At 70.1% G+C, this 13,326-nt stretch carries 12 protein-coding genes; 8 read left to right on the plus strand and 4 right to left on the minus strand.

Features of this window, described 5'->3' with window-relative positions; translation table 11 throughout:
• Positions 1 to 66: 66 nt before the first annotated feature.
• Complete coding sequence (locus EDD27_RS03775) at positions 67 to 798, minus strand: aspartate/glutamate racemase family protein (RefSeq protein WP_127931089.1); 732 nt, start codon at positions 796 to 798, stop codon at positions 67 to 69.
• Positions 795 to 2,285 (minus strand): NCS1 family nucleobase:cation symporter-1, encoded by a 1,491-nt coding sequence (locus EDD27_RS03780; protein ID WP_127931090.1) that lies wholly within the window; start codon positions 2,283 to 2,285, stop codon positions 795 to 797. The genes EDD27_RS03775 and EDD27_RS03780 overlap by 4 nt, the downstream gene beginning before the upstream one ends.
• 135 nt (positions 2,286 to 2,420) lie before the next feature.
• Here EDD27_RS03780 and EDD27_RS03785 point away from each other — a divergent pair, with 135 nt between their 5' ends.
• From EDD27_RS03785 to EDD27_RS03815, 7 genes are all read left to right on the plus strand, one after another.
• Positions 2,421 to 3,020 (plus strand): helix-turn-helix domain-containing protein, encoded by a 600-nt coding sequence (locus EDD27_RS03785; protein WP_127931091.1) that lies wholly within the window; start codon positions 2,421 to 2,423, stop codon positions 3,018 to 3,020.
• 114 nt (positions 3,021 to 3,134) lie between these two features.
• A complete protein-coding gene (locus EDD27_RS03790; RefSeq protein WP_127931092.1) occupies positions 3,135 to 3,431 on the plus strand; it encodes a luciferase domain-containing protein in 297 nt (98 codons plus the stop codon).
• A gap of 192 nt (positions 3,432 to 3,623) precedes the next feature.
• Positions 3,624 to 4,115: a hypothetical protein gene (locus tag EDD27_RS03795; RefSeq protein ID WP_206641226.1), complete on the plus strand. Its 492-nt coding sequence runs from the start codon at positions 3,624 to 3,626 to the stop codon at positions 4,113 to 4,115.
• Between the two features lie 36 nt (positions 4,116 to 4,151).
• Positions 4,152 to 5,540, plus strand: coding sequence for a hypothetical protein (locus tag EDD27_RS03800; RefSeq protein WP_127931094.1), 1,389 nt, complete (start codon positions 4,152 to 4,154; stop codon positions 5,538 to 5,540).
• Positions 5,537 to 6,871 (plus strand): VWA domain-containing protein, encoded by a 1,335-nt coding sequence (locus EDD27_RS03805; protein WP_127931095.1) that lies wholly within the window; start codon positions 5,537 to 5,539, stop codon positions 6,869 to 6,871. The genes EDD27_RS03800 and EDD27_RS03805 overlap by 4 nt, the downstream gene beginning before the upstream one ends.
• An 11-nt stretch (positions 6,872 to 6,882) precedes the next feature.
• On the plus strand, positions 6,883 to 7,998 hold the full coding sequence (locus tag EDD27_RS03810; RefSeq protein ID WP_127931096.1) for an ATP-binding protein: 1,116 nt from the start codon (positions 6,883 to 6,885) through the stop codon (positions 7,996 to 7,998).
• Positions 7,995 to 10,754: a DUF5682 family protein gene (locus EDD27_RS03815; protein WP_127931097.1), complete on the plus strand. Its 2,760-nt coding sequence runs from the start codon at positions 7,995 to 7,997 to the stop codon at positions 10,752 to 10,754. The genes EDD27_RS03810 and EDD27_RS03815 overlap by 4 nt, the downstream gene beginning before the upstream one ends.
• Before the next feature lie 247 nt (positions 10,755 to 11,001).
• Here the strand turns inward: EDD27_RS03815 and EDD27_RS03820 are convergent, their stop codons facing one another.
• Positions 11,002 to 11,415: a RidA family protein gene (locus EDD27_RS03820; RefSeq protein WP_241563850.1), complete on the minus strand. Its 414-nt coding sequence runs from the start codon at positions 11,413 to 11,415 to the stop codon at positions 11,002 to 11,004.
• A gap of 173 nt (positions 11,416 to 11,588) precedes the next feature.
• Between EDD27_RS03820 and EDD27_RS03825 the strand changes: the two genes are divergently transcribed.
• Complete coding sequence (locus EDD27_RS03825; protein WP_127931098.1) at positions 11,589 to 12,314, plus strand: serine/threonine-protein kinase; 726 nt, start codon at positions 11,589 to 11,591, stop codon at positions 12,312 to 12,314.
• Between the two features lie 6 nt (positions 12,315 to 12,320).
• Here EDD27_RS03825 and EDD27_RS03830 read toward each other — a convergent pair whose 3' ends face one another.
• Complete coding sequence (locus EDD27_RS03830) at positions 12,321 to 13,262, minus strand: polysaccharide deacetylase family protein (protein WP_127931099.1); 942 nt, start codon at positions 13,260 to 13,262, stop codon at positions 12,321 to 12,323.
• Between the last annotated feature and the right edge of the window lie 64 nt (positions 13,263 to 13,326).

The raw sequence follows: 13,326 nt of genomic DNA on the forward strand, positions 1-13,326 counted from the left end.
AAGGAAACTATTAGGAAAGTTTCCTTTAAATTATGAGACGACGTTAACCCTTACCGGCGATGGGCGTCAATATGTGAAGTCGCTGAGCAAACCCGAGTAACGCTTCGGTGGGGGTGTGGCGTACTCGCCGCGCTTGCTCGTCCGCAGCCCCAGCGCGACCAGCGACTCCACGAGCTTGGTCGCGGCGGTCACCCCGTCGATCACCGGGACTCCCGTCTCGTCCGCCACCTCGGCGGCGAAGTCGGCCATGCCCGCGCAGCCCAGCACGACCACGTCGCACCGGTCGCGCTCGACGGCGTCGACGCACAGTTCGGTCACGGTCTTGCGCGCGGCCGGGTCGCGGTCGAGGTCCAGGACCGGGATGTCGCAGGCGTGCACGCCGCGGCAGGCGGCGGCGAAGCCGTAGCGGTGGGCGAGGTCCCATGCCCTGCCGGCGGTCCTGGACAGGGTCGTCACCACGCTGAAGCTCCGCCCGACCAGCGTGGCGGCGTGCATGGCGGCCTCCGCGATCCCGACGACGGGCCCGGTGGCCAGCTCGCGGGCCGCGTCCAGGCCGGGATCGCCGAAGCAGGCGATGACGTACCCGTCCACCCCCTCGCGCTCACCCGCCGCGATCTCCGTCAGCAGCCCCGGAACGGCCAGCGCCTCGTCGTAGTGGCTCTCGATCGACTCCGGCCCCATGCTCGGGCTGACAGCCGTCACGACGGTCCCCCGAGCCGCCACCGCCCTGGCGCAGCGCCCGATGGACGCGGTCATGGCCAGGGCGGTGTTCGGGTTGATGATCTTGATGTGGGTCATGCGGCCGGGATGATCCGGGGCGAGCGCCGCTCCAGGGCGACCATCGCCACGTAGCCGAGCCCGCAGCCGATGAACCAGCTGTAGTCGGCGATCCAGGCCATGCCACCGGTCGTGACGCCCAGGTCGATGAGCATCTTCGGCACGATCGCGGCGGCGATGGCGGGCACGCCGGCGGCGACGGTGGCCCAGATCGCGTTGGGGTTGTAGCCCTTGCTGAACCAGTACCGGCCGGACTGGTCCATCGTGAACATGGCGTCCACGTCCAGCCGCTGCCGCGCGCAGATGTAGTAGCCGGCGATCAGGATGCCGAACAGCGGCCCGATGAGCGCGCCGAGCAGGCCCAGCGTGTAGTGGATGGCGTCGGGGTTGCTGTACCAGTTCCAGGGCGTGAGCACCACCGAGCCGACCGCCGCGATCATGCCGCCGGTGCGCCAGCTGATCTTCTGCGGGCTCACGTTCGAGAAGTCGAAGGCCGGGGAGATGAAGTTGGCCACGATGTTGATGCCCACGGTCGCGATCACGAACGTGAGGCCGCCGAGCAGGATCGCGAACGGCGTGTCGATGCGCTCCACCGTGTGGATGGGGTCGGTGATGAGCTCGCCGAAGACCGGCACGGTGGCCGACGCCGTGATCACCGTCAGGATGGAGAAGAACAGGAAGTTGACGGGCAGGCCGAGGAAGTTCCCTCGCTTGACCGCCTCGAACGAGCGACCGTAGCGGGAGAAGTCGCCGAAGTTCAGCATCGGCCCGGAGAAGTACGACACGACCAGGGCGATCGCGCTGAGCATGACCGGGATCGACTCGGCGAAGCCGAGGCTTTCGCCCTGCGACAGGTCCAGGCTGATGTTCTCCCAGCCCGCCTGGCTCACCAGGTAGATGGCCAGGACCACCATGACCACGTACACCGCCGGCCCCGCCCAGTCCACGAACCGCTTGATCGCCTCCATGCCGCGCCAGAACACCGCCGCCTGCGCGACCCACAGGATCGCGTAGCAGATGTAGCCGAGCACGGACAGGCCGAGGAAGGCCGGCTCGTTCAGGGCGGCAGTGGCCGGCCAGAACTTGAGGAAGATGATGATGAGCGCCTGGGAGGCCAGGTACGTCTGCACGCCGTACCAGGCGATGGCGATCGATCCGCGCACGATGGCGGGGATGTTCGCGCCCAGCACGCCGAAGACGGCCCGGTTGATCACCGGGTAAGGGACGCCGGTGACCTGGCTCGGCTTGGCCACCAGGTTGCAGAAGATCTGCACGATGACGATGCCGGCCAGCAGCGCGAACAGCACCTGCCAGCTGGCGAGGCCGAGCGCGAACAGGCTCCCCGCGGTCACGTAGCCGCCGACGCTGTGCACGTCGGACATCCAGAAGGCGAAGATGTTGTACGACGACCAGGTCTGCTTGCGCAGCGGCGCCAGGTCTTCGTTGGTGAGGCGGGGGTCGTAGGCGGGGGGTGGCGTTTGGGTGATCGATGCGGCGGGTTCGGACATTGCGGCATCCTTGGGGGGTAGGTCCTCGACGTAGTGTTAAGTGATCACTGAACACTTGCCGTTAACCTATGACTGCACGCGCTGTTGTCAATTGCGTCCATGTAAATCCCTTGTGACAAAAATGGTGTGGAGGCCATGGAGAGCCGTACCGGGCTGGAAGCGGTCAGCAACGAGCTACTCGGTCAGCGGCTCCGCGAACTACGCACCGAGTCGGGCAAGTCGCTCCGCGCCGTGGCGCGGGAGATGAGCATCTCGCCCAGCGCCGTGTCCCAGATCGAACGCGGCACGATGCGGCCCTCGGTGAGCAGGCTCATCGCCTACGTCACTGCCATAGGGGTGCCGCTGGCGGCGGTGTTCGACGTGCCGGAGGATCCGAAACCCGACCCCGCCGTGCCCGGCCTGGCCATCCGGCGGGCGTGGGAGGTCGCGCCGATCGAGCTCAGCGGGGGAGTGACGTTCCGCAGGTTATCGCCGGTGCCGGCGCCGGACGTGGAGTTCTTCGAGTCGACCTACCCGCCGAACGCGATCTCCACCGCTCACGGGCAGTTCCTCAAACACGAGGGGTACGAGGTGGGCACGGTCACCGCCGGGGAGCTGACGATCGAGTTCGAGACCGAGATCGTCACGCTCGCCAAGGGCGATTCGATCACCTTCCCGTGCAGCCGGCCGCACATCATCGGCAACCGCTCCGACACCGAGACCGCCGTCGCAACGTGGCTGATCGTGCACCGCTGAGCGTTGATAACGGTTGCGGAACGGTCGGTGACGCACAGGTATCCCGTACCCCAGCATGGGGGTGTGGCTGGAATTACCGTCAGTGGACGGGCGGCTGAACGGCGGGGACCTTACGTGGCCCGCGCCGTGGCCGAGTTACGGTCTTGGCCCGCGCTGGCGGTCAGCGACACCCGGCGTGGCCTGACGTTCGCCGTGCGCGGCACCGAGATCCTGCGGCTGACCGGCCACGACGAGGTCCAGGTCCGCCTGACCGCCCCGGCGATCGACCGGCTGCAGCCGTACCTGCGGGAGTGCGACCAGGTGCAGGCCTGCCAGGACCGGGCCTGGGTGGCCGTGCACGTGGACGCCACCCCCGACCTGGAGCTGCTCCTCGCGCTGGCCAGCGTGGCCATCAAGGAGCACGTGGCCTAGTCGGTCAGTCCTCCGCGGGTGGGGTGCCGGCGACAATGCGCGCCGGCGCCGATTCATCAGGCAGTTTGATCAATTTCTCCCCGTTCTGTCAGTGAGGTCGGGTAGGTTCCCGGATCAATTGATCAGCCGTTCCCGAAGGTGCGGGCATTCCCGCCTGCGCGCGGAGTGGCTGGGGCGGGAGGTTCTGAGGTCGTGGACGCGGACAGAGCCGCGTGGGAGCAACGCAGCGTGGTGCGGGTGGTGCCGCCCGTCGAGCCGCGCAAGCTGGCGAAGGTGCCGTTCGTCGAGCTGGCCGACGGCCGGCTCCAGGGTGTCGTGTCGAGCGGGTCCGACATCGAGCGGGTCTACGTCTCGTCGATCACCGCCGGCACCCATGCGCTGAGCTGCAGCACCAACAACAACCGGCCGTGCGGAGCGCTGCACGGCTACGCGTGCAAGCACATACGCATGCTGGCCGACGAGGCGGTCCTGCAGTACGGGATGGATCGGGTGGCCCGCTACCTGCGGGTCGAGGTGGCCGAGCACGGCGACCTGATAGACAGCCTCAACAGGCTGGTCGAGCGCACGCCGGCGGCCGTGGTGTTCAGCCGGTTCCTGCGCCACCTGGCCTACCTGGAGGTGCCCGACAGCACCGAGCCGCTGGCCGAGCTGCACTGGTTCCCGGCGATGGGGGCGGTGCGCTGATGACACGCATGCGGTTCCCGGGCACGGAGGTGGCTGATGCTTGACGTACAGCTTGGAGAGCTGCTCGGTGGCGCGCCGGCCGGGATCGATGAGGCGCTCGGGTTGGTGGCGGGCTTCGACGACGCGCTCGTGCACGGGTTCGCGCGGATCGGCGAGGAGCCGGCGGCGGCGCTGGGCGCGCTGGCCGGCGCGCTGGCGGCCAGTCCGCTCGGTGATCGCCTCGGCGAGTCCGTGGAGAAGGTGGTCGCCGGGTCGATCGGCGATGAGCATCTGGCGGCGCTGGCCGGTGGGCGGGCGGCGTTGACAGGGGCGGTGCACGATGCGCTGCTGGGCCGCCTCGACGCGGCGCTCGGACGGACGCGAGCCCCCTGGGAGGCGAAGCCAGGGACAGGCGACCTGCCGGACAATCTGCTCGCCGGGTGCCGGGTGTGGCTGCGCGAGCTGGCCATCGTGGGCTGGCGCGGAGTCGACCACGACGTCGTCTCCTCCTCCGACCAGGCGATCGAGGCGCTGCTCGCCGTGCCGGCGCTGCGCGGGCTCGCGGTGCTGCTCGACGGCCTGGCGGCGGAGCTGCGGGCGTCGTGCCCGGTGAGCACGATGGAGCGGGTGCCCGCCCGCAGATGGGCCGACCTGTGGACGCGGGCCCTGCTGCTGTCGCAGTCCGGACCCTGGAACGGCGGAGCCGAGCAGGTGTCGGGGCGGCTGCTGATCCTCGGCGCCGACGTGCACGAGCACGCCACGGTCGTACGCGTCCAGGTCCACGGCATCCTCGAGCCGGCCGCGGGCGCGCCCGCGCGGCTCGTACGCACGAGCGTCGCCGCGGCGAAGGTCGACACGATCGTCGGCCCGGCCGTGTGGCGGCTGATGAGCGGCCACCCGGTGCTGCTGGGCGCGCTGGCCGAGCACCGCAGCCTGGAGATCACGGACATGCCGCTGCTGGCCGGCGGCGACCTGGTGTGGCACGACGACCGGGCCCGCGCGGGCGAGGAGACCGACCCGTTCGCGACCGCCCGCGTCCAGCTCGGCGCGGCCGTCGCGGCGCCGGTCCCGCCACTCGACCGCCATCCCGTCAGAATCGCCGAGCCGGTCTTCATCGAGGGCTACACGGTCGACGGGGAGACGCTGGAGCTGGGCGCCGGCAACACACTCGCGCTCGACCTGGACCGGCTGCCGCGGTGCACGCCCCTCACGCCGGAGCTGGTGGCGGCGTCCTCCGCGTGTCTCGGGCTGCTGCGCTGGGACGGCGGGCGGTGGCTGCTGCAGCCGATCGCGGTGCAGGCCACGGTCAAGAAGAAGCCCGTCGCCGTGCACGCCGGCGACTGGGCGATGGGCCCCACCGACCCCAAGGTGGTCAAGGCCGAGGCCAAGTCCGGTGACGCGGTCGCGGTGCTGCGCGAGCGGGCAGGACGGCTGCTGCGCAAATGACCGAGATCACGGACGACAACGCCCTCCAGCCCGACACCGGGCAGACCGCTGACATGACCCGGCGGCAGGTGCTCTATTGGCGCCTGTTGTCGCGGCTGTTCGCCGCCGACGAGCAGCCTGCGCTGGAGACCGCCAGCGTGGCCATCGTCGGCGACCTCGGCCTGCCGCCCGCGCTGCTCGACCCGGGCGTCTCGGTCGACACCCTCGTGCAGCGTTTCCCCGAGCTCGGCGCCGAGTTCCAGGACCTGATGGCGGAGAAGGAGCATGAGGCGGGCGACGAGGTACGCCGCGCCGCCCTGGTCTCCAAGCTGCTGCTCAACGTCTTCTCGACCGGTGGCGGAGGCAACGTCACCGCGGCCCAGCTGGAGCGCTGGAAGCAGGACGCGGGCTGGTTCGAGAAGGGCATGGGCTGCGAGCCGGGCGGGCTGCGCCACAGCCCGGGCGACGAGGAGGTCGCCGCCGTCCTCGCCAACATCGAGGGCGACCTGGTCAAGCGCATGCACCTGCGCGAGGTGCTCGCCGACCCGGCCCTGGCCAGGCAGCTCACGCCCAGCATGTCGCTCATCGAGCAGCTCCTGCACGACAAGCACAACCTGTCGGGCGTGGCGCTGGCCAACGCCAAGGCGCTGATCCGCAAGTTCGTGGACGAGGTCGCCGAAGTGCTGCGTACGCAGGTCGAGAAGGCCAGCGTGGGCACGATCGACCGGTCGGTGCCGCCGAAACGGGTCTTCCGCAACCTCGACATCGAGCGCACCATCTGGAAGAACCTCACCAACTGGAGCCCCGAGGACCAGCGGCTCTACGTGGACCGGCTTTACTACAAGCAGACCGCCCGCCGCACCACCCCGGCCCGGATGATCGTGGTCGTCGACCAGTCGGGGTCGATGGTGGACGCGATGGTCAACTGCACCATCCTCGCGTCGATCTTCGCGGGCCTGCCCAAGGTGGACGTGCACCTGATCGCGTACGACACCCGGGCGCTCGACCTGACCCCGTGGGTGCACGACCCGTTCGAGGTGCTGCTGCGCACCACGCTCGGCGGCGGCACCGACGGCACGGCCGCGATGGCGCTGGCCAGGCCGAAGATCTCCGATCCGCGTAACACCGTGATGGTGTGGATCTCCGACTTCTACGACAACCGGTCCCTGATCAACGACTTCGAGGCGGTGCACCGCTCGGGGGTGAAGTTCATCCCCGTCGGCTCGGTCAACAGCTCCGGCTATCAGAGCGTGGACTCCTGGTATCGCCAGAAGCTCAAGGACCTGGGCACCCCGGTGATCTCGGGCCACATCCGCAAGCTCGTCTTCGAGCTCAAGAACTTCCTCACCTAGGAGAACCTGGAATGAGTGACGATATGCTGCGCGCCCCCGCAGAGGTGAAGTACGCCGAGGAGCTCGACTATCTGGAGTCGGTCGACGACGGCCCCAAGCCGTTCACCTGGCGGCTGAGCCCCCGCATGATCCGGCTGTTCATCCTCGGCTCCGAACGCTCCGACGGGCTCGACAGGGAGATCCCGCAGAAGTGGTTCGGCGACCGCAGCTTCGTCGAGCGCAGCATCGTGACCCTGGCCTCGGACCGGGGCCTGCTGCTGATCGGCGACCCGGGCACCGGCAAGAGCTGGCTGGCCGAGCTGCTGTCCGCGGCCATCTGCCGCAACTCCACGCTCGTCGCGCAGGGCACCGCCGGCACGACCGAGGACCACATCAAATACTCGTGGAACGTGTCCATGGTCATCGCCAAGGGCCAGTCCCGCGACTCCATGATCCCCTCGCCCATCATGACGGCGATGGAGAACGGCGTGATCGGCCGCTTCGAGGAGCTGACCCGCTCGACCAGCGACGTGCAGGACGCTCTCATCTCGATCCTGTCCGAGAAGTACGTCTCGATCCCCGAGCTCGACGACGACAACATCGTCTTCGCCCAGCCCGGTTTCTCCATCATCGCCACCGCCAACAGCCGCGACCGAGGCGTCAACGACCTGTCGTCGGCGCTCAAGCGCCGCTTCAACTTCGTGCGCATCCCGGTGGTGACGAACAAGAAGAGCGAGGCGGAGATCGTCCGCTTCCGTACCGAGGAGCTGCTGCGCAGGCACCAGATCGAGCTGGACCTGCCGCCGACGCTGCTGGACATCCTGCTGCAGAGCTTCGCCGACCTGCGCTCCGCCGCCGCCTCGGCCACCAGCGACGACGAGCGGCTGGAGTCGGCGCTGTCGACGGCCGAGCAGATCGGCGTGCTGGAGGACGCGATCCTGCACAGCCACTTCTTCGGCGACCGGGTGCTGCGCGCGCAGACGCTGGCAGGATCGCTGGTCGGGTCGCTGGCGCGGCGCAGCCCCGAGGACCTGGCGATCCTGAACAAGTACTGGCACGGCGTCGTCGAGCCCCGCAGCAAGAACAGCGGCGGGCCGTGGCAGGAGTTTCTCGAGGGCGGCCGCGAGGCCATCTCCACCCTGTCATGAGCACGTTCGACCCGCTGCGGGAGCAGCTCAGCCAGGCCGCGCGGGAGTTCGGCGGCGACACCGTGTCGGGCATCCTGTCGGGGATGGTGGACGACGTCGACCGGGCGTTACGCGAGGAGCTGGAGATCTTCCCGGTCTGCCACCACTCGCCGGCCTCGGCGCTGGCGATGGTGCGGCGGTTGCGTGAGAAGCAGCCGAAGGTCATCTACCTGGAGTTGTGCGAGGACCTGCAGCCGCTGCTGACCGAGCTGCGCAACTGCCGGCTGCCGGTGGCGGTGCAGGCGTTCGCGACCGACCTCGACGGCTTCCCGAAGTCGTGGGCGCCGCTCAGCGTGGTGGCGCCCATCACGGAGGCGTCGGCCGAATACCAGGCCATCTCGTACGCGCTCGAAACGCCGGGCGTGGAACTGGTCCTCGTGGACCGCTCGACTGATCACGTCTTCCAGTGGGCGCCGAAGGAGGAAGATCCCCCGTACGCGCCCAAGGAGGAGGACGCGGGCCTGCACGGCGACGCGGTCGGCGTCGAGATCGGCGACCTGCGCCCCCGCTTCGCCGAGCTGGAGGAGCACCTGCTGCACCACGGCAAGGTGCGGCACTGGTCGGAATGGTGGGACCAATACGTCGAGCAGCCGCTGTCCGGCGCGGACTACGACACCTACCGCCAGGTCATGGTGCTGATCGGCAGCCTGTTCCGCCGACTCGACCGCGACGGGCGGCGGCAGGCCGTGGACGAGGACCGTGAGCGTTACATGTGGACCAGGATGCGCGAGCATCTGTCCGCATCGGGCGCCGACCCGGCCGACTGCCTGTACGTGTGCGGCGCCTTCCACGCCGCCAGCCACGTCGAGCAGTTCGGCCTGCGCTCCACCGCCCCCTTCGAGATCACCCCGCGCACGGACACCAAGTGGCTGTACGGCCTCATCCCGTCCAGCCACTCGGCCATCGAGGCCCAGTTCGGCCTCGCCTCGGGGTCGGTGTCGATCGCGGCGGCGACGTGGGCCAAGGCGGTGGCCCGCAGCGGCCTGACCCCGTTCCAGCTGGCCGGGCAGAAGGGCACGCGCAAGCGGGTTTCCAAGCTGCCCGCCGGAGCTCGGCCCAAGGCGGAGATCGCACCGGCGGACAAGCTGACCGGGTTCCTGTCGCGGCCGCCCGCGCTGGACGAGCTGGACCAGTCCGAGCTGCTCGGCTGGTGCGTCGACATCGTCCGGCTGGCCCGCCGCAACGGCTACCTGGCCAGCACCGCCGACGCGATCGCCGTGTTCGAGACGTCGATCCTGCTCGCGGGCATGCGCAACCGGGCCAGGCCCACCCCGTACGACTTCCAGGACGCGGCCGTCACCTGCATCGAGAAGGACGTCGTGCCGGGCCGCAGGGACGTGCGGCGGCTCTGCGAGATCCTGCTCGGCGGCGACCGCGTCGGCGAGGTCGGCTACGACGCCCTGCCGCCGCTGGCCAGGAACGTCTACGACCGGCTCGAACCGCTCGGCCTGGACCTGTCGAAACGTACGATCCAGCGGGCCCTGCTCGACCTCAACGCCGAGCCCGAGCTGGTGCCCTGCTCCGACCTGCTGTGGATGCTGCGGTACCTGCTGCCGCACGACGCGGTCCGGCCCATCATGGGGGAGCGGCGGCTGGGGGAGCGGTCGATCCAGGAGAGCTGGGACCTGTCCTTCGGCAAGCACCAGCGCTCCATCATCGAGCTCGGCTACGAGGGCGTCACCATCGAGCAGGTGCTGGAGCAGCGGCTGCGGCGCAAGGTCTGGGATCCCAAGGCGACGGCGGCCGTCGCGCTCGCGGCGGTCGAGGACGCCGTCCTCTACCTGGGCAGCAAGCGGTTCGCCGACGAGCTCGGGGCGCGGGCCGTGGAGCTGCTGGCGAGCGAGCGGAGCGTGGACGACGCGCCCGAGGTGCTGCGCAGGATCAGGCGGCTGATGGCCTACTACCGCGCGAGCGAGCCGGCGCTGCCGGCCTGGTGCGAGGAGTTCGCGACCGCTGGTTACGCGCATTACTGCACCCTGCTGCCCACGGCGTTCGTGGACGACGACACCGGCGTGCGGCAGGTGGCCGCCATGCTGGGGTTCCTGTTCTCGATGGAGAGCCTGGCGCTGGCGCTCGGCTGCGACCGGGCGCAGCTGGAGCTGGCCGTGCGGCAGTCGCATCCCGAGTCGCCGGCCAAGGTGGCGGTGTTGTGGGCCGCGCGTACCCAGCTCGGGCTGCTGACGCAGGCCGAGCTGCGGGCCCGGTGCGACGAGCTGCTGGCCAACCCGCTGGTCGTGCCGTCGTTCCCGCAGTACATCATGGGGTTCGTGCAGGCCATGGAGCCGGTTCCCGCGCTGTCCGGCTTCGTGGTCGAGGTGATCTCCAAGGCGTTCGGGCGGTTGCCGGACAACGTGCTGCTGCCGTGGATGCCCAAGCTGATCACGACGTTGCGGGATCAGGCGGGCGAGCTGATGCCGGCGCTCGTCCGCGAGGCCGGGCGGACCTTCCCCGGCAGCCTGGCCGCCGTGGACGCCTGGACGCCGCCGTGGTCCGCACGGCCCGCACCGCCCAAGGCGGCCTCCGCGACCGTGGCGCCGGGGCCGGTGACCGAGCTGCTCCTGGGCCATCCAGCGACCTGCGATGCGGTGGCGGCGCTGCTGGGGTGCGAGGGCGAATGGCAGGCACCCGCGGCCGCCGGGGCCGAGCACCAGGCGGCCCGCGCGCTGCTGGCCGAGCACCCGGAGCCCGCGCTGGCAGTGGCGGCCCTGCTGGCCTGACGCCGGACCGGCCGTCGCGGGCACCTCTCCGGATGCCCGCGACGGCCGGCCGCGTTTCCGGCACGTCACCACAAGGGTCTCCTCTTGGGGGAGAGGGGGGAGGCCTCGCCGCCACACGGCCGGATCTCCATGGCGCTGCGACCCGTCCTGGGAGTGGTGCCAGGACTACTCCGGTGCGATGACCAGCGCCGGGGGTGGTGCCGTGACTACTCCGGTGCGATGATCAGCGCCGGGGGTGGTGCCGTGACTACTCCGGTGCGGTGATCAGCGCGACCGCCTCGACCTCGACGAGCTGGTCCGGGTAACCGAGCGCGGCGACCCCGAGCAGCGTGCTCGGCACGTCGTGGGCGCCCATGTGATCACGGTAGACCTTCCACGCCTCGACCAGGTCCTCACGCCGGGACGAGGCGACGTACACAGTGGTCTTGACCAGGTCGGTGAGCGCGGCGCCCGCGCCGGCGAGCGCCGTGTCGAGGTTCCGCATCACCTGGCGGGCCTGCCCGGCGACGTCGCCCACGGCGACGGTCGTGCCGTCGGCGTCCAGCGGGCACGCCCCCGCCGCCCAGATGGCCCGCACGGGCGCGTCGGCCGCGGCGGCGTACGCGTACTCCACGGTCTGGGCGAGGTCGGGGCAGCGGATCAGACGGACACCATGGGTCACGGCATGACTCCTCAAAAACCTGAATGATCGGACAACAGGGAATGACTTCTGATGATGCCCGTCGGGAAAGCCATCCTGCGACCAGTTATTTCGCCTTTTCGGGTAATCCAGGTATCCACTCTCGATCGTAGTATCCAGTGCTGAGGTCCCTGCTGACATGAAGAAGGTGGGCATTGTCGCGTCCACAGCCCGATCTCGGGCAGATCTCCGGCTACCGGCTCACCGGTTTTCTCGGCGACGGTGGCCAGGGCACGGTGTATCGCGGCCTGAGCCCGTCCGGCGACGAGGTCGCGGTCAAGGTGCTGCATGCCCGCATGTCAGAGGACGCCGAGGAACGCCGCAGGTTCTTCAGGCAGGTGGAGCTGGCGCGCCGGGTGGCGCCGTTCTGCACCGCCAGGGTCCTCGACATGGGGATGCACGACGACCGGCCGTACATCGTGAGCGAGTACGTGCGCGGCGACTCCCTCGACCGCGTGGTCAGGCAGGACGGGCCGCGCACCGGCGGCGGGCTGGATCGGCTGGCGGTCGCGACCGCGACCGCCCTGGCCGCCATCCACCGTGCCGGAGTCGTGCACCGCGACTTCAAGCCCGGCAACGTCATCCTGGGCCCTGAGGGACCGGTCGTGATCGACTTCGGCATCTCGCGGGCGCTCGACCACGCGGTCACCCAGTCCGGGGCGTTCGGCACGCCTGGGTACATGGCGCCCGAGCAGGTCAGCTCCGACCGGAGCGACTTCGGCAGCGACCGGCTGATCAGCTTCGACCCCGCCACCGAGCGCTTCACCCCCGCGAACGGCGAGGCCGCGGGGGTACGCCAGATCCACGGCCGCCCCGGCGAGGTGTGGGGCGCGGCGTCCGGCGAGGACGCGTTGCTGCTGGTCCGGACGTCCTCCGGATGAGCAGGCTCAGAGCATGCTGGAGGCGCCGCTGTAGACCAGGCGCGGCGGTTTGCCGCCGAACAGCTGGCTGACGGTGACGAACGAATAGCCGCGCGCGGACAGGGTCGTCAGAATTCGCGGCATGGCCTGCACCGTCGTGGGGTGGATGTCGTGGAAGAGCACGATGCTGCCGGGCCGCACCGACTTCAGGGCCTTCTTGGTGACCTTGGCGCTGTCGCGGTGCAGCCAGTCCAGGGTGTCCACGCTCCACATCACCATCGGCCGCGTGGTCTGCATGCGCACGGACCCGTTGAGCGCCCCGTACGGCGGCCGGATGATGCGCGGCACGAGCCCCGTCACCGCCTTGATCGCGTGGTCGGTCCGGGCGAACTCGGAGCGGACCGCGGCAGCCGGCAGCCGGGTCAGGTCGGCGTGCGACCAGGTGTGGCCGCCGATCTCGTGACCTGCCGCGACCGTGCGGCGCAGGACGGCGGGGTACGCGGCGACATTCTGTCCCACGACGAAGAACGTGGCCCGGGCGCGGTGGGCCTTCAGGTGGCGCAGCAGCGCGTCCGTGTACAGGCCGGGCCCGTCGTCGAAGGTGAGCGCCACGCACTTGGCGCGGCGGCAGTCGACCGGACGGCCCCACGCGTCCTGAGCCCCGGCGATCAGCGGCTCGAGCAGCGCCTGCGACGCCTTCGGCCAGGTCGCCGCCAGATCAGCGCCCACCCGCGACGCGCCCGGGACGCCGCCGTCCTTGCCCGCTTGTGACGCCCTGGGGACACCGGCGTCCTTGCCCGCTTGTGACGCCCTGGGGACACCGGCGTCCGTGAAGCCGGGCCGGACCGCCGCTTGGACCGTTCCACTGCCGGCCGTCAGTTGGCCGGTGACGCATGCCGCCGTGGTCAGGACGGCCGTGGCGAGCAGCCTCGCCGCCGCCCGTCGGCGCGAGCCGGCACCGATGTTCATTGATCCCCCTAGCGCACCGCCCCCGGTGCGACTCCCCTGACATCGTGGTCCCGGCTCTCACCGG

The organism is Nonomuraea polychroma (genome assembly GCF_004011505.1).
GTDB classification, from domain to species: Bacteria; Actinomycetota; Actinomycetes; order Streptosporangiales; family Streptosporangiaceae; genus Nonomuraea; species Nonomuraea polychroma.

What these genes read in the sequence shown, in the direction of transcription:
- EDD27_RS03830 (WP_127931099.1), bottom strand. Translation starts at nt 13,262, where the DNA reads ATGAACATCGGTGCCGGCTCGCGCCGACGGGCGGCGGCGAGGCTGCTC.
- EDD27_RS03815 (WP_127931097.1), top strand. Translation starts at nt 7,995, where the DNA reads ATGAGCACGTTCGACCCGCTGCGGGAGCAGCTCAGCCAGGCCGCGCGG.
- EDD27_RS03805 (WP_127931095.1), top strand. Translation starts at nt 5,537, where the DNA reads ATGACCGAGATCACGGACGACAACGCCCTCCAGCCCGACACCGGGCAG.
- EDD27_RS03800 (WP_127931094.1), top strand. Translation starts at nt 4,152, where the DNA reads ATGCTTGACGTACAGCTTGGAGAGCTGCTCGGTGGCGCGCCGGCCGGG.
- EDD27_RS03785 (WP_127931091.1), top strand. Translation starts at nt 2,421, where the DNA reads ATGGAGAGCCGTACCGGGCTGGAAGCGGTCAGCAACGAGCTACTCGGT.
- EDD27_RS03810 (WP_127931096.1), top strand. Translation starts at nt 6,883, where the DNA reads ATGAGTGACGATATGCTGCGCGCCCCCGCAGAGGTGAAGTACGCCGAG.
- EDD27_RS03775 (WP_127931089.1), bottom strand. Translation starts at nt 798, where the DNA reads ATGACCCACATCAAGATCATCAACCCGAACACCGCCCTGGCCATGACC.
- EDD27_RS03780 (WP_127931090.1), bottom strand. Translation starts at nt 2,285, where the DNA reads ATGTCCGAACCCGCCGCATCGATCACCCAAACGCCACCCCCCGCCTAC.